The following is a 17,470-nucleotide window of genomic DNA, read 5'->3' as shown; positions in this document are numbered from 1 at the left end:
AACCGCGAGATGGAGATCACGTGCTGGAGGAAGTGGAGCGCTGGCTGGCCCGGCGGTCCTGGTCCGTGTCCGACCGCCCGCTCGACCGGGTGCTCGCAGCCAAGCGGAACACGACGGTCAGCGTCGTCCTGCCCGCGCTGAACGAGGAGGCGACGGTCGGCGACATCGTCTCCGTGATCCGGCGCGAACTGATGTCGGAGGCGGTGCCGCTCGTCGACGAGCTGGTGGTGATCGACTCGGGCTCCACGGACCGCACGGCGGAGGTGGCGGCGGCGGCCGGCGCGCGGGTGGTCGCCCGGGACGCGATACTCCCCCGCATACCGGCGGTGCCCGGCAAGGGCGAGGTGCTCTGGCGGTCACTGATGGTGACGAGCGGGGACGTCGTGTGCTTCGTGGACGCGGACCTGCGGGACTTCTCGGCGGACTTCGTGACGGGGATCGTGGGCCCGCTGCTCACCGACCCGGACGTGCACCTCGTGAAGGCGATGTACGACCGCCCGTTCGGTCCTGAATTCGACGGGCCCGCCTCCGGCAGGACTCCCGGTCAGGGCGGCCGCGTCACCGAACTGGTGGCCCGCCCGCTCCTCAACCTGCACTGGCCGCAGCTGGCCGGCTTCGTGCAGCCGCTGGGCGGCGAGTACGCGGCGCGGCGCTCGCTGCTCGAACGGCTGCCGTTCCCGGTCGGTTACGGAGTGGAGCTGGGGCTGCTCGTGGACGCCCTGCACACGGTGGGCCTGGACGCGCTGGCCCAGGTGGACGTGGGGGTGCGCAAGCACCGGCACCAGGACGGCCTCGCGCTGGGCCGGATGGCGGCGGCGATCTACCGGACGGCCCAGCTGCGGCTCTCGCGGGGCCATCTGGTGCGGCCGTGGCTGACGCAGTTCGAGCGGGGCGAGAAGGGCTTCGAGCCGCGGACGTACGCGGTGGACACCGAGGAGCGGCCGCCGATGGCCGAGGTCACGGAGTACGCGCAGCGCCGCGTGGCGTAACGCCGCGTGATGATCTGTTTTGCATAAATTGCCCTTTTATGCGCTTCAGACACCATCACCTGGGCAGGGTGCTCGCGGCCCTCGGGCTCACGGCGGGCTCGCTCGCCTGCGCGACGGCCGCCCCGGCCGCCGCGGACGTGATCGAGCCCTTCGGCCGGCGGTACGACGCGTCGCTGTACGGCGACTTCACCACGATCGGCAACACGGTCATGGGCTGCCCGGACGCCCCGGCCGGCCCGGCGGCGCGCTGCGCGGCGGCGGCCTCGGGCCAGGGCTCGGACAACAACAACACCTTCGTGATGCGGCGGATCGACGCGGCCGGCACCGGGACCGCCGCATACGGCTCCAGCACCGGCCACGTGCGGATCCCTGCGGGTGCCCGGGTCGCGTACGCCCGCCTCTTCTGGGGCGGCAACGACGGCACGTACAAGGGCCCGAGCGGCGCCCCGCTGCAGCGCTGCGACCCCTCCGGCGCGGACGTCGGGCGGTCCCCCGGCGACCCGACGACGACGGCCCCGGTGCTCAGGGTCGGGGCCGGGGCGGCGACCCCGGTCTCGATCGACAGCATGGTCGCCGACCCGGCCGACACCGGCGGCCCGCACTACTACACGGGCGAGTCCGACGTGACCGCCGCCTTCGCGGGCGTCTCGGGGACGGACGCGCGGGTGGCGGTCGGCCACGTGTGGGCGCCGAGCGGCAAGGGCTGCGTGGCGGGCTGGTCCCTGACGGTCGTCCACGCGTTCCCGGGCCCGGACCCGGTGAAGGCCCCCGTGCGGCGCAGCGTCCACGTCTACGGCGGCCACGTCCTCCAGCGCTCCACGTCCCCCGCGACCACGATCACCGTGGACGGCTTCCGGCGGGGCCCCGGCACGGTGCGCGCGAGCGTGACGGCGTACGAGGGCGACCGGAACACGCCGGGCGACCGGTTCCTCGTGGACGGCAGGAGCGTCACCGAGGCCCGCACCGGCACCACGGACGACTTCTTCGCCGGCGCGGCCGACGGCGCGGTCGCCCCGCGGCTCGGCGACAACCTGAGCGTCGACGCCAAGGCCTTCGACGTCCCGCCCGGCGCCGTCCCGCCGGGCGCGACCTCGGCGGACCTCACCTTCTCCACCGGCGGCGACACCTACGTGCCGGCCGGGCTCGCCCTCTCGGTGCCGGTCCCCGACCTGGAGATCACCCAGACGGCGACCCCGCGCACGGTGGAGCCGGGCGACACCGTCACGTACACGATCACGGCGAAGAACACCGGCGGGACCGACCACCCGGACGCGACCTTCGGCGACGACCTGACCGGGATCCTGGACGACGCCGACTACAACGGCGACGTGCGGACGGACCTCGGCAGGGTCTCGTACGAGAAGCCGGGGATCGGATACGTGGGGACCCTCCCGGCCGGGAGGACGGCGACGGTCACCTACTCGGTGACGGTCAGGGATCCGGCGACGGGCGACGGGCGGCTCCGCGGCGGCGTGGTCGTGCGGTCCCCGCGCTCGAACTGCCCGGACGGCGGCCGGGACCCGTCCTGCGCGGCGACCCCGACGCTGGAGAACCGGAAGCCGACCCCGACCCCGACGACCCCGACCCCGACGACCCCGCCCCCGACCCCGACCCCGCCGGACCCCGAGCCGGACCCGGAGACCTCCTCCCCGGAACCGGGCACCCCGCCCACCGACCCGGTGTCCCCGCCCTCCCCCGCGCCCCCGGCCCCGGGCCCGCAGGGAGACCGGCACGCCGGCTCCATGGCCGAGACGGGAAGCAACGGCGAGCGCCTCTGGCTGCTCGGCGCGCTCGCGGTGGCGCTGGCCGCGACAGGCCTGGTCGCGAAGGCGGCGATGCGCGGCCGACGCGACTGACCTGCGATGACTGCCCGTGGCCGAATCGGCCCGTCTCGTATACGTACGTTTGAGCGTTTACGAGACGGGCTAGGTTCGCCACATGGCTACTGTGCTCGTGGCATCCAACCGGGGCCCCGTCTCGTACGCGCTCGGCGAGGACGGCTCGCTCGACGCCCGCAAGGGCGGCGGCGGCCTGGCGTCGGCCCTGAGCACCATCGACGCGCGGGAGAGCCTCTGGGTGTGCGCGGCGCTCGGCGCGGGCGACCGCGAGGCGGTGCGGCGCGGGACGGCCGAGCCGGGCGTGCGGATGCTGGACATCGATCCGTCCGTGTACGCGGACGCGTACAACGGCATCGCGAACTCGGTGCTGTGGTTCCTCCACCACCACCTGTACGACATCCCGCGCGAACCGGTCTTCGACGCGGAGTTCCGCCGCCTCTGGGCGTCGTACCGCGCCTACAACCTGGCCTTCGCCGAGGCCCTCGCCGCGGAGGCGGCACAGGGCGCGGCGGTCCTGGTCCAGGACTACCACCTGGCCCTGGTCCCGGGACAGCTCCGGGAGCTCCGCCCGGACCTGCGCATCGCCCACTTCACCCACACCCCCTGGGCCTCGCCCGCGTACCTGGGGATGCTCCCGGACGACATCCGCGGGGAACTCCTCCGGGGCATGCTCGGCGCCGACCGCCTCGGCTTCCACACCCGCGCGTGGGCCGAGGCCTTCGAGGGCGGCGCGGGCGACCTCGGCCGCACCCGGGTGGCGACGTACCCCCTGGGCGTGGACGGCGAGGAGCTGAGGGCCCTGGCCCACCGGCCGGAGGTGGACGAGCGCGTGGCACGGCTGCGGGACGAGACCGGCGGCCGGAAGACGATCGTCCGGGTGGACCGCACGGAACTCTCGAAGAACATCCTGCGGGGCCTCCTGGCCTACCGCGAGCTCCTCATCACCCACCCCGAGTGGCGCGACCGCGTGGTCCACCTGGCCTCCGCGTACCCCTCGCGCCAGGACCTGGAGTCGTACCGCGCCTACACGACGGCGGTCTCGGACCTCGCGGCGGAGATCAACGCCGAGTTCGGCACGGCCGGCTGGCAGCCGGTCCTCGTCTCGGTCGAGGACGACTTCACCCGCTCCCTGGCCGCCTACCGCCTGGCGGACGTGGCCCTGGTGAACCCGGTGCGGGACGGCATGAACCTGGTGGCCAAGGAGATACCGGTCGTCTCGGAGAACGGGTGCGCCCTCGTCCTCTCCCGGGAGGCGGGCGCCCACGAGGAGCTCCACGAGGACGCCCTCACGGTGAACCCCTTCGACGTGTCGGAGACGGCCCGGGCCCTCCACACGGCCCTGACCATGCCCCCGGCGGAACGCGCCGACCGCACGAAACGCCTGGCGGCCGCCGCCACCGCCCTCCCCCCGCAGCGCTGGTTCCTGGACCAGCTGGACGCGCTCAGGGGCTAGGCCGTCTCTTTCGGATCTTGCCGGGCTCGCGACGCCTGGCACGCACGCTCCCTCATCCGGCCTGATCCGAAAGAAACGGCCTAGGGGGTGTCCCGGTCCGCGTCCTGGCCCAGGCCGCGAGGGGTTCGAGGGCGTCGTTGAGGCGGATGCCGTCCTTCGTCAGGGCGTACTCGACGCGGGGCGGGACCTCGTCGTACGAGACGCGGTCGACGATCCCGTCCGCCTCCAGCTCGCGGAGGTGGGACGCGAGGACCTTCTCCGTGATGCCCGGGACCAGCCGGCGCAGCTCGCCGAAGCGGCGGTGCGACCGCTCGTGGAGCGCCCACAGGATGAGCACCTTCCACTTGCCGCCGATGACCTCCATCGCGGTGTCGATCCCGCAGACGTGGCCGTCCCCGTCCCCCGGCCGGTTCAGTGTCGCCATCCGCCCCACCCTCCTGACCTGTTCGCTCACCTCAGGGTAACCACCCACTCCCAAGTGGGTACTTGAGCAGGCCGGGGGCCCGGCGCAGCCTGGTGGGCATGACAGCGCACACGCCTTCCCCCCTCTCCCTCCTCGGACTCGGCGCCATGGGCACCGCCCTCGCCCGGACCTGGCTCGCCGCCGGGCACCCGCTCACCGTCTGGAACCGCACCCCGGCCCGCGCGGACGCCCTCGCCGCCGGAGGCGCGAAGCGCGCCGACAGCGCGGCCGCGGCCGTCGCGGCGAACACCCTCGTCGTCCTCTGCCTCCTCGACGACGACTCCGTCGGCGCCGCCCTCGACGGCGTCGACCTCACCGGCAGGGACCTCGTCAACCTCACCACCACGACACCCGCCCAGGCCCGGGCCAGGGCCGCGTGGGCCGAGGAGCGGGGCGCCCGCTACCTGGACGGCGGCATCATGGCCGTCCCGCCGATGATCGGCGTCCCGGAAGCCGGCGGGTACGTCCTCTACAGCGGCTCGCCGGAGCTCTTCGAGAGGCACCGGGCGACCCTGGCCGTCCCGGCGGGCACGACGTACGTCGGCGGGGACGCGGGCTTCGCGGCCCTGCACGACGTGGCCCTGCTCAGCGCCATGTACGGAATGTTCGCCGGGGCCGCGCACGCCTTCGCGCTGATCCGCCGGGAGGACATCGACCCCGTCGCCTTCGCCCCGCTGCTCGCCGACTGGCTGGCCGCCATGTCCGGGGGCGTCCACGGGACCGCCGCGCGGCTGCGGTCGGGCGACTACACCGGGGGCGTGGTGTCGAACCTCGCCATGCAGGTGGCGGGCACGCCGACGTTCCTGGCCACCGCCGAGGGGCAGGGCGTCAGCCCGGAGCTGCTCGCGCCGTACTTCGAGCTGATGCGCCGCCGGCTCGACGTGGGCCGCGGGGAGGAGGACCTGACGGGCGTGGTGGACCTGCTGCTCCGCTAGACCTCGAGGGGGGGCGTCAGCCCTCCCTCACCGCCTCCGCCAGTTCCGTCAGGAACGCGACCACACCCGCCGGGCCCTGCACGGACAGGTCGGCGCGGCCGGCCAGCTCCGGGACCTCGCTGGAGCCGCTGCACACCAGGACGCCCGGGGTGCCGTCGGAGCGGAGCTTCTCCACCGCCGCGAAGGCCGGCAGATCGCCCAGGTCGTCACCCGCGTAGAGCACGGACCCCGCGTCCACCTCCCGTACGTACTCCGCGAGCGCGACGCCCTTGTCCATGCCGGGCGGCCGCAGCTCCAGGACCATGCGGCCGGGCTCCAGGACGAGGCCGTGGGCGACCGCGAGATCGCCCAGCGGGCCCTTGAGCGCCTCGAACGCGCCCTCGGGGTCGAGGGCGCGGCGGGTGTGGACGGCGACCGCGCGGCCCTTCTCCTCGATCCAGACGCCCGGCCAGGCCCCGGCCCGGTCGAGGAAGCCGGGGAGCTCGGCGCGGACGGTGGCCACGCCGGGGTGCGGGGCGGCGGCCCTGACGGTGCCGGTGACGGCGTCCCAGCGTTCGGCGCCGTAGTGGCCGAGGACGACGAGGTGCTCCAGGCCGGGGACGCCGGCGAAGCCGCCGTGGCGGACGGCGACCCCGGCGGGGCGGCCGGTCACGACGGCGACGGAGGCGACCCGCGGGGCGAGGGCCGCGAGGGCGGCCACGGCACCGGGGTGGGCGCGGGCCTGCTCGGGATCGGGGACGATCTCGGCGAGGGTGCCGTCGAAGTCGAGGGCGACCACGGCCTTCGCGGGCCGCGCGAGGAGCGCGGCCAGACCGTCGCGGCCGGCAGGTGTGGCCGGGTGCGGGAGGCTGGTGACCATGCTCCCGACCCTACCGACGTACGGGGTCCACGTCAGCGTGGCCGGAGGACTCACCCCTCCCGACGGCGCTGCCTCTCCTCGCGGACCCGGCGCAGCCGGTTGACGGTCACCGGGTCGTGGGCCAGGGCGCGCGGGTCGTCGAGGAGGGCGTTGAGGAGCTGGTAGTAGCGGGTCGGCGAGAGCCCGAGCCGTTCGCGGACGGCCCGCTCCTTGGCCCCGGGCCCGGGCCAGGACCGGCGCTCGACGGCGAGCAGATCCCGCTCCCGCTCACCGAGCCCGCTGTCGCCCGCCGTCTCCTCTTCGGTCATACGACCAACCTATTACTCCGCGTTCTCGGCGGCCGTCGCGTCCCGGCCTATCCGGCCGAGGACGTCGGCGGGGCGGCCGTTCGGGGTGACGGCCTTGCCGATGTTCTGCTTGACGTTCTCGCTGACCCTGGCCCAGGACGTCTTGCCGACCGGCGGGAGCTGCGCGTCGGGGAGGACCTTGAGGAAGACGCGCAGGTTGGCGTGGGCGGGGTCGGTCTCCATGCGGGTGGAGGCGGAGACGGTGACCGGCAGCAGGTCGTTGTCGCCGGCGAACTTCAGGACGTTCTCGTCGCTGAAGACGAAGTTGAGGAAGTCGCCGATCTCCTTGCGGTGACCGTTCTCCTTGAAGCCCATGATCCAGTCGGCGACGCCCATGGAGGTCTTGGGCGCGCCGTCGGCTCCCGGGAGCGGGACCTGTCCGACCTGGACGCCCTTCTTGGCGGCCTCCTTGAGGAGCGAGGGGTGGCCGTTGAGCATGCCGACCTCGCCGTTCGCGAAGGCGGCGAAGGCGGCCTTGCGGTTGAGCTTGCCGGGGGCGACCGGGCCGGTGAGGTCCTTGCCGACCAGCTTCTTGCGGAGCCACTCGAAGGTGCGCACGTTGGCGTCGGAGTCGATGGCGTAGCGGTCGGACGCGTCGGTCCAGCCGCCGCCGCCGCTGAGCAGCCACATGAGGGCCTCGGCCTGGGCCTCCTCGGGGCCGAGGGGCAGCGCGAAGGGGGTGGGGACGCCCTTGGCCTTGAGCTTGGCGGCGGCCTCGGCGAGCTCGTCCCAGGTGGTGGGGGCCTCGGCGCCGGCCTCCTGGAAGAGGTCCTTGTTGTAGAAGAGGGGCCGGGTGGAGGCGACGAACGGCATGCCGTACTGGGTGCGCTTGTACTCGCCGGCGGCGACGAGCGGTCCGAGGAAGTTGGCCTGGACGGGGATGGAGAGGAGCTCGTCGGCGGCGTAGAGCTGTCCGGCGGCGGCGTAGTCGGCGTAGGCGCCGATCTGCGCGAGGTCGGGGGCCTTGCCGGCCTTGACCATCTCGGCGACCTTGCGGTCGACGTCGTCCCAGGACACGACCTCGACCTCGACCTTGACGCCGGGGTTCTTGGCCTCGAAGGCGGCGACGAGGTCGGCCCAGTACTTCTTGGTGGTGTCACCGCCGGTCAGGTCGTAGTCGGCGGCGACCAGCTTGAGGGTCACGTCGCCGGAGTCGCCGCCGAGGGAGCCGCAGCCGGCGACCGTGGTGGTCAGTCCGAGGGCGGCGGCGGCCGCGGTCAGTCCAAGGAATCGTCGCCGCTCCACGTCTTCATCCACCTTTTGCTCATCGTTGAGCTGTCGTTCCGACAGGTTTTCCACTGCATTGAGCTGCGTGTTTGCACTTCTCAGGGCCGTAAGTGTGCCCCGCGCCCGGGCGTGAGGTCTACACCACTCGGGTATCACTTCCGCAACTGCGGCGGGACCATGGCCCCATGCCTGGCCTCGAATTTGTATCCGAGCGCAACAATCCTGCCCAGTGGACTAGACCTTTTGGGCGGTCCCGCGTCAGACTGTCCCCCGTGAGACACGTCATCGCCCTGGATGTGGGCGGCACCGGCATGAAGGCCGCCCTCGTCGCGGCGGACGGCACTCTGCTGCACGAGGCCCGCCGCGCCACCGGGCGCGAGCGGGGCGCCGAGGCCGTCGTGGAGACGATCCTCGGCTTCGCGGAGGACCTCCGCGCCCTCGGCCAGGAGCGGTACGGAGAACCCGCCGCCGCGGCCGGCGTCGCCGTCCCCGGAATCGTCGACGCGGAGAACGGCATCGCCGTCTACGCCGCCAACCTCGGCTGGCGCGACGTTCCCATGCGCGAACTCCTCAGCCACCGGCTCGGCGGCATCCCCGTCGCCCTCGGCCACGACGTCCGCACCGGCGGCCTCGCCGAGGGCCGCATCGGCGCGGGCAACGGCGCCGACCGCTTCCTCTTCGTGCCCCTCGGCACCGGCATCGCCGGAGCCATCGGCATCGGCGACCGCATCGAGGCCGGCGCCCACGGCTACGCCGGCGAGATCGGCCACATCGTCGTCCGCCCCGGCGGCACCGACTGCGGCTGCGGCCAGCGCGGCTGCCTGGAGCGGTACGCCTCCGCCTCCGCCGTCTCCCTCGCCTGGGCCGAGGCGAGCGGCGACCCCGACGCCGACGCCGCCGACTGCGCCAAGGCCGTCGAGTCCGGCGACCCCACGGCCGTACGGGTCTGGCAGGACGCCGTCGACGCCCTCGCCGACGGGCTCGTCACCGCGCTCACCCTCCTGGACCCCCGCACGCTCATCATCGGTGGCGGTCTCGCCGAGGCCGGGGAAACCTTGTTCACACCACTCCGGGCCGCCGTGGAGGAACGCGTCACGTTCCAGAAGCTGCCCGCCATCGTCCCGGCGGCCCTCGGGGACACCGCCGGATGCCTGGGCGCGGGCCTCCTCGCCTGGGACCTTCTCTCCCTCGACTCGGAGGTTTCCGCCTGATGGCCGATCACAAGGTTCTCGCCGGCGCACACGTCGTGCTGCCCACCGGAACGGTCGAGAACGGACGCGTGATCGTCGACGGCGACCGCATCGCGGGCTCCGCACCCGAGAACGCCCAGGTCGTCGACCTCGCCGGCCACTGGCTCGTCCCCGGCTTCGTCGACATGCACAACCACGGCGGCGGCGGAGCGTCCTTCACCTCCGGCACCGTCGACGAGGTCCTCAAGGGCGTCCACACCCACCGCCTGCACGGCACCACCACCGTCGTCGCCTCCTTCGTCACCGGCGAGATGGACTTCCTGAGCCGCCGCGCCGGACTGCTCTCCGAGCTCGCCGAGCAGGGCGAGATCGCCGGCCTCCACTTCGAGGGCCCGTTCATCTCCCCCTGCCGCAAGGGCGCCCACGACGAGACGCTCCTGCGCGACCCCGACCCCGCCGAGGTCCGCAAGCTGATCGACGCCGCGCGCGGACAGGCCAGGATGGTCACCCTCGCCACCGAGCTCCCCGGCGGCATCGACTCCGTACGGCTGCTCGCCGAGCACGGCGTGATCGCCGCCATCGGCCACACCGACGCCACGTACGAGCAGACGCAGGCGGCCATCGACGCGGGCGCCACCGTCGCCACCCACCTGTACAACGCGATGCCGGCGCTCGGCCACCGCGCCCCCGGCCCGATCGCCGCCCTCCTGGAGGACGAGCGGATCACCGTCGAGCTCATCAACGACGGCACCCACCTGCACCCCGCCGCCCTGGAGCTCGCCTTCCACCACGCGGGACCCGAGCGCGTCGCCTTCATCACCGACGCGATGGACGCCGCCGGCTTCGGCGACGGCAGCTACATGCTCGGCCCGCTCGCGGTCGAGGTGAAGGACAGCGTCGCCCGCCTCGTCGAGGGCGGCTCCATCGCCGGCTCCACGCTCACCCTGGACCGCGCCTTCAAGCGCGCCGCGACCGTCGACGGCCTCCCCGTCGAGGCGGTCGTCCAGGCCATCTCCGCCAACCCCGCCCGGCTCCTCGGCGTGTACGACCGCGTCGGCTCCCTGGAGCCCGGCAAGGACGCCGACATCGTGGTCCTGGACGCGGAGTTCGAGCTCAAGGGCGTCATGCGCAAGGGCGAGTGGATCGTGGATCCCCTGGCGGTCTGATCAGGAGTCATACGGAAGGGCGGTCGGCCGGGGGTCTGGGCCAACCGCCTTTCGTTTGGCATGATCGGTGCCCGTCGGAACGCCCGTTCCGCAAGACTTCACAGGGAGTACGGGGGGTGGACAGGTCATGATCCTCACGGTCACCCTCAACACGGCGCTGGACCTGACCTACCGGGTCCCCGCGCTGACCCCGCACGCGTCCCACCGGGTCACCCAGGTCATCGAGCGGCCCGGCGGCAAGGGGCTCAACGTCGCCCGCGTGCTCGGGGCCCTCGGACACGAGACGGTCGCCACCGGCTTCGCGGGCGGCGCGACCGGCGCGACGCTGAGGGACCTGCTCGCGGCGACGCCGGTACGGGACGAACTCGTCGAGACGGCGGGGCCCACCCGCCGTACGGTCGCGGTCGTCGACACCGCGAGCGGGGACACCACCCAGCTCAACGAACCGGGCCCGACCGTCACCGCCGCGGAGTGGACCGCCTTCCGCACCCGGTTCGCGGAGCTCCTCGACGGAGCCGCCGCGGTCGCCCTCTGCGGCAGCCTCCCGCCGGGCATCCACGTCGGCGCGTACGCGGAACTGATCCGCCTCGCCCGCACGGCCGGAGTCCCGGTCCTCCTCGACACCAGCGGCGAACCGCTCCGGCGGGGCATCGCCGCCCGACCCGACCTGGTCAAGCCGAACGCCGAGGAACTCGCCCAGCTCACCGGGGCCCGCGAGCCCCACCGGGCCACCCGGGACGCCCGCCGCCGGGGCGCCCACGCGGTGATCTCCTCGCTCGGCCCCGAGGGCCTCCTCGCCGCCACCCCCGAAGGCCTGTGGCGCGCGACCCCGCCCGCCGCCGTGAAGGGCAACCCCACGGGCGCGGGCGACTCCGCCGTCGCCGGCCTCCTCTCGGGCCTGGTCGACGGCACCTCCTGGCCCGACCGCCTCACCCGAGCGGTCGCCCTCTCGGCGGCCACAGTCCTCTCCCCGGTCGCCGGCGAATTCGACCCCACGGCGTACGAGGAGCTGCTGCCCCGGGTGAAGGTCGTCGAGGAGACCCCGTAGGGCTCAGCCCGCCGGGGCGGGCGTGACCTCCAGCCAGTCGAGCAGGACGTTGCACTGGTTGCCCTGCTCGCACGAGATCTTGATCTCGTTGTCGCCCTGCTGGAGGGTGACCGGCGCCCAGGTGGTCTGCCAGTTCTTCTCCAGGTTCGGGTCCGAGGAGTGGATGAAGTTCTTCAGGCCGAGCGGCAGGGAGTTCGCCTTGCCGTTGACCGTCAGGGTCGCGTTGGCGTCGACCGCCGGGATCGCGTAGCGCACGGTCAGGCGGTACTTGCCGCCCGACGGCATGTTCGCCTTCCAGGTCACCGAGGCGCCCGGCGCGTTGAAGCCCGACACGTACACGCCGCCGGCGCCCTCGGCGCCCGGGACGGTCTTCTCCGCCGCGGCCTGGCCGCCCAGCATCAGCGTCGCCGCGTCCTGCTTGGGGAGCTCCTCCGGGGTCTTGTCGGAGCTCGGCTCGGTGCTCGGGGTCTCGGAGACCTGGGACGGCGCGGTCGACGGGGTGTTGCCGCCGGCCTTGTCCTTGTCCTTCTCGCCGCCCGAGTTGCTGATGACCGCCGCCGCGATGCCGATCACGACGACCGCGACGACCGCGACCGCGCCGATCAGCAGGCCCTTGGTGTTCGGGCCGCGGCCCGAGCCGCCGCCGCGCTGGGGCGGGATCGGGCGGGTCTGGGGCTGGGCGCCGTACGTCTCCGGCGCCGCGTACTGCGCCTGCGGCTGGCCGTACGGGGCCTGCTGCGGCGGCACGTACGCCTGCTGCTGGTGGTGGCCGTACTGCCGCTCGCCGACCGTTCTGACCTGGTGGTACGAGGTCCGGGGCACACCTGGCTGCGCCGCGCCGGGGCCGGGGTAGCCGTAGCCGCCGCCCTGCGGGGGCTGGGCGCCCGCAGCCTGTCCGTCCTCGTACAGGTAGCCGAACGGGTCGTCGTCCTCGGGCTTGCTCGCGCCGTCGTTACCGGCAGCCATCCGGGTCACCCTCTCCATGCTCGCCAGCCGTCGCCGACCGGCCGAGCCTACCCCGAACGGACCAGCGCGCGACTCAGCCCGCCCGCCGGTGGACCTTCGCGCGGGAGCGCTTCTCCATGTACATCCGCTGGTCGGCCGAGTTCAGGACCTCTTCCACGGTCATGCCGCACTCGGCCCAGCCGATGCCGAAACTCGCCCCGACGCGGACCGCCCGGCCGTCCACCCGGATCGGCGGGATGATCGCGTTGCGGAGGCGTACGGCCAGGTCGGCGGCGTCCGCGGCACCGAGGCCGTCGGCGAGGACGACGAACTCGTCACCGCCGAGCCGGGCGACCGTGTCGCCGTCCCGCACGCCGGTGGTGAGCCGCCGCGCGACCTCGATGAGCACCGCGTCACCCGTGTGGTGCCCGAAGCGGTCGTTGATCGACTTGAAACCGTCGAGGTCGCAGAAGAGGACCGCGAGCCCCTTGGTGCCGTCGTCGATCTCCCCGCCCGTCGGCGCGACGATGTGGACGTGGTGGTCGTAGGGACCCGCGCCGCCCGCCGGCTCGAATCCGAAGCCGTGCTCGTGCTCGTGCTCGTACTCGTAGGGCTGCGGCTCGTACCCGGAGTCGTACGCCGGGTCGTGCGCGGGCTCGTACCCGCCGCCGCTGCCGTCCACCGGCCCGTACCCGCCGTACGCGGCCTCGTCCCCCGGCGCCGACGGCCGCTCGCAGATCCGGGCCGACAGGCGCGAGCGCAGCTCGGCACTGTTGGGGAGGCCGGTGAGGGCGTCGTGCGAGGCGCGGTGGGCGAGCTGCAGCTCGTGCCGCTTGCGCTCCTCGATGTCCTCGACGTGCGTGAGGAGGAAGCGGGGCCCGTCGGCGGTGTCGGCGACGACGGAGTTGCGCAGGGAGACCCAGACGTACGTCCCGTCCCGGCGGCCGAGACGCAGCTCGGCCCGGCCGCCCTCGGCGGACGTCCGCAGCAGCGTCCCTATGTCCTCGGGGTGGACGAGGTCGGCGAAGGAGTAGCGCCGCATGACGGAGGCGGGGCGGCCGAGGAGCCGGCACAGGGCGTCGTTCGTGCGGAGGAGGCGGCCGTGCTGGTCGCCGCCCATCTCGGCGATGGCCATGCCGGAGGGGGCGTACTCGAAGGCCTGCCGGAAGGACTCCTCCGAGGCCCGCAGGGCCTGCTGCTCGCGCTCCAGGCGGACCAGGGCGCGCTGCATGTTGGAGCGGAGACGGGCGTTGCTGATGGCGATCGCCGACTGCGAGGCGTACATCTGGAGCGCCTCCTGGCCCCAGGGGCCGGGGTGCCGGCCGTTGCGCGGGCGGTCGACGGATATGACGCCGAGGAGCTCACGGCCGGAGCCGGAGGCGTACATCGGGGCGTAGAGCCGGTCGTGCGGGTGCCACTCGTCCTCGAAGCGGGGCGCGGGGCCGTCGGTGTGCCACTGGGGGACGTCGTCCTCCATGAGGACCCAGCCCTCGGTGTGCGGGATGAACCGCAGGTCGCCCCAGGAGACGCCCATGGTCAGGCGGCGCTCCCAGGAGGTGCGGGAGCCGACGCGGCCGGTGATGAGGGCCTCCGCGGCGGAGCTTCCGGCGAAGGCGGCGACGACGAGGTCACCGTCGGGGCGGACGAGGTTGACGCAGGCCAGCTCGTAGTTGAGACCGGCGACCACACCGTCGGCGACGGTCTGCAGGGTGTCCGCCAGGCTGCGTGCAGTGTTGAGGTCCGCCACGACCTGATGCAGCTGCCGCAGGGTCGAGAGACGGACGTACGGCTCCGACTCGGTCTCCATCGCTCGCTCTCCCCGAGACCTCGACAGCAACTCCAGGGTTCTCATCGGCTTCGTGTTGCACTGTCACCGCCACTGAATCACAGCGAGCTGCGCCCCCGGTACACAGGGTCAGCAAATACTGCCCCGTGTGACTCAAGTCACAGCAGGTCAGACGGGTACCGCGCATCCTCGCGGGGCGACGGGTCCTAGGTCCCCGGACCCCCGCCGGGCTGGTCCCCCGGCCCGATGCGGGCCGCGGGGGCCCGGGGCTAGCGTGCGGGTGTGCTGCAGAAGACCCCGACCTCGCCCCCCGTGTCCGATCTGGCCATCCCTCATGCTGAGGGGGTGAGCAACGACGAGTTCCGGGCGGCGATGTCCCGCCTCGCGGCGGGCGTGGTCCTGGTGACCGCGCACGACCCCGACGACGGCCCGCGCGGCGAGGACGTCGGCATGACGGCCACCGCCTTCATGTCGGTCTCCCTCGACCCTCCGCTGGTCCTCGTCAGCCTCCGCAACGGCTCCCGCATGGACGACCTGCTCACCGACGTCCCGGTCTGGGCGGTGTCGGTCCTCGCGGAGGACCAGCGGCACGTCGCCGGGCGCTTCGCGATGAAGAACCGGGTCAGCGACCGGCTCCTCTTCGCCGACCTGCCGTACACCCGCGGCGAGGAGAGCGGCGCCCCGCTGATGGCCGGCGCGCTGTCGGTCCTGGAGTGCCGCACGGAGAGCCGTGTCGTGGCCGGCGACCACACCCTGGTGGTGGGCCGGGTCCTGACGGCCGGTCTGTCCTCGCACGCCGACGGCCCCCTGACGTACTTCCAGGGGAAGTACCGCCGGCTGTCGTAATTGCGGTGCGCCCGGCCCTCACACCGGCCAGACTCGCGCGATGACCGAGAAGATCACCCGCATCAACCCCGAGCGGCTGCACGCGACCCCCGGGTACCACCACGTCACCGTGGTGGAGTCGGGCCGGACGGCCCATCTGGCAGGACAGTGCCCCCTGGACCGGCAGGGTGAACTGGTCGGAGCCGGCTCCTTCGAGGAGCAGACCGACCAGGTCGTCGCGAACGCCCTCACCGCCCTGGCCGCGGTGGACGCCCGGCCGCACCACGTGGTGCGGTCGGTGATCTACGTGCGGAGCGACGAGCGGGAAGCCCTGGCGGCCGTGTGGACCCGGCTCACGGACTCCGCCCTGGGCCCGGCCTTCACCACCGCCAGCACGCTCCTGGGCGTCGCCCAGCTGGGCTTCCCTGGACAGCTCGTCGAACTGGACCTCACCGCGGCCCTGCCCGGCTGAGCCTCCCCCGGCGCCGGCCTAGCCCCAGTCGCGGGACTGGCGGGTGCGCTTGGTCTCGGCGCGTTGTTTCTTCTCGCGGAGGCGGCGTTCGTTGATGCCGCGGGGGATCTTCGTCGGGCGGCGGGGCTTCGGGGGCGGGGCCGTCGCCTCGGCGAGGAGGGCCGCGAGGCGGACCGCCGCCGTCTCGCGGTTGCGCCACTGGGAGCGGTGCTCCGAGGCGCGGACCGTGACGACGCCGTTGACCAGGCGGGAGGCGAGGCGCTCCAGGGCTCGGGCCTTCCACACCTCGGGGAGCGCGCCGGTGGCCGCGAGGTCGAAGCGGAGCTCCACCTGCGAGTCGCTGGTGTTGACGTGCTGGCCGCCCGGCCCCGACGACCGCGAGAAACGCCACTGGAGCTCGGCCTCGGGAAGCGAGACGGAGCCGCGGATGGGATAGGGACCGGACATGCCCTCCATGTTCCCCGCAGGGGGCCGTACGAGTCATCCTGTTTTCCCACGGCCGCGGGCGGGAACCGGCGGCGGCCCCGGCGCGTTTCTCCAGGCGAGCGACGACATCACGACGAAAGGGACTTTCCATGGCTGTGAGCCTGTCCAAGGGCGGCAACGTCTCCCTGACCAAGGAGGCCCCGGGCCTCGCCGCCGTCACCGTGGGCCTCGGCTGGGACGTCCGCACCACCACCGGCACCGACTTCGACCTCGACGCCTCGGCGATCGGCGTGGACGCCGCCGGGAAGGTCGCCTCGGACGCCCACTTCGTCTTCTTCAACAACAAGTCGACGCCGGACCAGACCATCGTGCACACCGGTGACAACCGCACCGGCGAGGGCGGCGGCGACGACGAGCAGATCAACGTCAACCTCGCGGCCCTCCCGCCGAACGTCGACAAGATCGTCTTCCCGGTCTCCATCTACGACGCGGTGTCCCGCTCGCAGAACTTCGGCCAGGTGCGCAACGCGTACATCCGCATCGTGAACCAGGCCGGCGGCGCCGAGCTCGCCCGCTACGACCTTTCCGAGGACGCGGCCGTCGAGACGGCCATGGTCTTCGGCGAGCTGTACCGCAACGGCGCCGAGTGGAAGTTCCGCGCCGTGGGCCAGGGCTACGCCTCGGGCCTGGAGGGCATCGCCCGCGACTTCGGCGTCAACCTCTGACCCGTCGCGTGTCCGCAGAGCCCCGGGGGGGGGGGGGGGGGCGCGGGGGGGGCCCGGGGCGGGGGCGGGGGGGGGGCGCCGCCCCCCCCCCCCCGGCGGGGGGGGGGGGCCGCCCCCCCCCCCCCCCCCCGCCCCCGCCTGGGGGGTGGGGCGCAGCCCCGGCTAGTGGGCCCACACCCCCGCCCGCGCGGGGTGCGGCCAGCCCCGGGCGGGGCCCCCCCCCCCGGGGGCTCTACCCTGTGCGCGTGATCGTCGAGACCCTCGCCCCCAAGGCCCTGGAGGACGGCGCCGCCCTCCCCGGCGCGCTGCTCACCGAGCTCACCGCGCTCTACGCCTCGAACGAGGAGTTCCAGCAGCTCAGCGGCGACTTCCCGGATCCGTCCGACATCCGGCCCGAGCAGGTCGCGGCGGCGCTGGCCGAGGAGTTCGCGCAGCCGACCGCCGAGGTCCTCCTGGCCCGCTCCGGGGGCCGGCTCGTCGCCGTCGCCGTCACCCTGGGCCGCCACCCCGATCCGGCCGATCCCGATCCGTGGCTCGGGCTGCTGATGGTCCACGCGGACGCGCGGCGCGCGGGCCACGGCCGCCGGCTCGCCGCGTACGTCGAGGACCGCTTCCGCGCGGCCGGCCGGACGGGGCTGCGGCTCGCCGTCCTGGAGAACAACCCGAAGGCGCTGGCCTTCTGGACCGCGCTGGGCTACGAGGAGACGGCCCGCCGCCCGGACCTCGCGCACGGCCGGGCCTGCGTCGTCATGCGGAAGGGCCTCCAGGGCCCCTAG

General features: G+C 73.7%; 18 protein-coding genes. 11 read left to right on the top strand and 7 right to left on the bottom strand.

From position 1 onward, the window contains the following. The first annotated feature begins 20 nt into the window (after positions 1-20). The 3 genes from ACFV2S_RS31520 (at position 21) to ACFV2S_RS31510 (ending at position 4,280) form a co-directional block, all read left to right on the top strand. Positions 21-989 carry a glucosyl-3-phosphoglycerate synthase gene (locus tag ACFV2S_RS31520; RefSeq protein ID WP_385566835.1) on the top strand — a complete coding sequence of 323 codons (969 nt, stop codon included), beginning with the start codon at positions 21-23 and terminating at the stop codon, positions 987-989. A gap of 38 nt (positions 990-1,027) precedes the next feature. Beyond that, positions 1,028-2,845 carry a hypothetical protein gene (locus ACFV2S_RS31515; RefSeq protein WP_385566831.1) on the top strand — a complete coding sequence of 606 codons (1,818 nt, stop codon included), beginning with the start codon at positions 1,028-1,030 and terminating at the stop codon, positions 2,843-2,845. A gap of 82 nt (positions 2,846-2,927) precedes the next feature. After that, on the top strand, positions 2,928-4,280 hold the full coding sequence (locus ACFV2S_RS31510) for a trehalose-6-phosphate synthase (RefSeq protein ID WP_385566826.1): 1,353 nt from the start codon (positions 2,928-2,930) through the stop codon (positions 4,278-4,280). Positions 4,281-4,332: 52 nt separating this feature from the next. Here the strand turns inward: ACFV2S_RS31510 and ACFV2S_RS31505 are convergent, their stop codons facing one another. Continuing rightward, the gene (locus ACFV2S_RS31505) at positions 4,333-4,704 is read right to left on the bottom strand and encodes a winged helix-turn-helix transcriptional regulator (protein WP_385566822.1); all 372 of its coding nucleotides are present in this window, start codon (positions 4,702-4,704) and stop codon (positions 4,333-4,335) included. Between the two features lie 98 nt (positions 4,705-4,802). On the opposite strand from ACFV2S_RS31505, the gene ACFV2S_RS31500 reads away from it, so the two are divergent. Next, a complete protein-coding gene (locus tag ACFV2S_RS31500; RefSeq protein ID WP_385566817.1) occupies positions 4,803-5,678 on the top strand; it encodes an NAD(P)-dependent oxidoreductase in 876 nt (291 codons plus the stop codon). A 16-nt stretch (positions 5,679-5,694) separates the two neighbouring features. On the opposite strand, the gene otsB is transcribed toward ACFV2S_RS31500, so the two are convergent. Genes otsB through ACFV2S_RS31485 form a run of 3 tightly spaced genes read right to left on the bottom strand, consistent with a single transcriptional unit; the run spans position 5,695 to position 8,141 of the window. After that, positions 5,695-6,537, bottom strand: a complete 843-nt coding sequence (gene otsB, locus ACFV2S_RS31495; protein WP_385566813.1) for a trehalose-phosphatase — start codon at positions 6,535-6,537, stop codon at positions 5,695-5,697. Between the two features lie 50 nt (positions 6,538-6,587). Further along, positions 6,588-6,845, bottom strand: coding sequence for a DUF3263 domain-containing protein (locus ACFV2S_RS31490; RefSeq protein ID WP_385566808.1), 258 nt, complete (start codon positions 6,843-6,845; stop codon positions 6,588-6,590). A 12-nt stretch (positions 6,846-6,857) separates the two neighbouring features. Further along, positions 6,858-8,141 carry an extracellular solute-binding protein gene (locus tag ACFV2S_RS31485; RefSeq protein WP_385566803.1) on the bottom strand — a complete coding sequence of 428 codons (1,284 nt, stop codon included), beginning with the start codon at positions 8,139-8,141 and terminating at the stop codon, positions 6,858-6,860. A gap of 242 nt (positions 8,142-8,383) precedes the next feature. Between ACFV2S_RS31485 and ACFV2S_RS31480 the strand changes: the two genes are divergently transcribed. The 3 genes from ACFV2S_RS31480 to ACFV2S_RS31470 all read left to right on the top strand — a co-directional run bounded on the left by ACFV2S_RS31480 (position 8,384) and on the right by ACFV2S_RS31470 (position 11,515). Further along, the gene (locus tag ACFV2S_RS31480) at positions 8,384-9,322 is read left to right on the top strand and encodes an ROK family protein (protein ID WP_383793560.1); all 939 of its coding nucleotides are present in this window, start codon (positions 8,384-8,386) and stop codon (positions 9,320-9,322) included. Then, the gene (gene nagA, locus ACFV2S_RS31475; protein ID WP_385566797.1) at positions 9,322-10,467 is read left to right on the top strand and encodes an N-acetylglucosamine-6-phosphate deacetylase; all 1,146 of its coding nucleotides are present in this window, start codon (positions 9,322-9,324) and stop codon (positions 10,465-10,467) included. The genes ACFV2S_RS31480 and nagA overlap by 1 nt, the downstream gene beginning before the upstream one ends. Before the next feature lie 127 nt (positions 10,468-10,594). Next, on the top strand, positions 10,595-11,515 hold the full coding sequence (locus ACFV2S_RS31470) for a 1-phosphofructokinase family hexose kinase (protein ID WP_385566793.1): 921 nt from the start codon (positions 10,595-10,597) through the stop codon (positions 11,513-11,515). A 3-nt stretch (positions 11,516-11,518) separates the two neighbouring features. Here ACFV2S_RS31470 and ACFV2S_RS31465 read toward each other — a convergent pair whose 3' ends face one another. Both ACFV2S_RS31465 and cdgB read right to left on the bottom strand, forming a co-directional pair. After that, a complete protein-coding gene (locus ACFV2S_RS31465; protein ID WP_385566788.1) occupies positions 11,519-12,481 on the bottom strand; it encodes a CBM35 domain-containing protein in 963 nt (320 codons plus the stop codon). A 73-nt stretch (positions 12,482-12,554) separates the two neighbouring features. Next, positions 12,555-14,267, bottom strand: coding sequence for a diguanylate cyclase CdgB (gene cdgB / locus ACFV2S_RS31460; RefSeq protein WP_385566785.1), 1,713 nt, complete (start codon positions 14,265-14,267; stop codon positions 12,555-12,557). Between the two features lie 261 nt (positions 14,268-14,528). On the opposite strand from cdgB, the gene ACFV2S_RS31455 reads away from it, so the two are divergent. Next, positions 14,529-15,092, top strand: coding sequence for a flavin reductase family protein (locus ACFV2S_RS31455; protein WP_385566781.1), 564 nt, complete (start codon positions 14,529-14,531; stop codon positions 15,090-15,092). A gap of 40 nt (positions 15,093-15,132) precedes the next feature. Further along, positions 15,133-15,543 carry a RidA family protein gene (locus ACFV2S_RS31450; protein WP_385566776.1) on the top strand — a complete coding sequence of 137 codons (411 nt, stop codon included), beginning with the start codon at positions 15,133-15,135 and terminating at the stop codon, positions 15,541-15,543. Positions 15,544-15,561: 18 nt separating this feature from the next. Here the strand turns inward: ACFV2S_RS31450 and arfB are convergent, their stop codons facing one another. Then, on the bottom strand, positions 15,562-15,999 hold the full coding sequence (arfB, locus tag ACFV2S_RS31445; protein WP_385566771.1) for an alternative ribosome rescue aminoacyl-tRNA hydrolase ArfB: 438 nt from the start codon (positions 15,997-15,999) through the stop codon (positions 15,562-15,564). Positions 16,000-16,118: 119 nt separating this feature from the next. Here arfB and ACFV2S_RS31440 point away from each other — a divergent pair, with 119 nt between their 5' ends. Next, positions 16,119-16,694 carry a TerD family protein gene (locus ACFV2S_RS31440; RefSeq protein ID WP_073911578.1) on the top strand — a complete coding sequence of 192 codons (576 nt, stop codon included), beginning with the start codon at positions 16,119-16,121 and terminating at the stop codon, positions 16,692-16,694. A 245-nt stretch (positions 16,695-16,939) separates the two neighbouring features. Further along, a complete protein-coding gene (locus ACFV2S_RS31435; protein WP_385566765.1) occupies positions 16,940-17,470 on the top strand; it encodes a GNAT family N-acetyltransferase in 531 nt (176 codons plus the stop codon).

Origin of the sequence: Streptomyces sp. NPDC059695 (assembly GCF_042733785.1) — a bacterium.
Lineage (GTDB): Bacteria > Actinomycetota > Actinomycetes > Streptomycetales > Streptomycetaceae > Streptomyces.
Note: the sequence above shows the minus strand (reverse complement) of the source record. Positions and strands in the feature narration are given on the sequence as shown.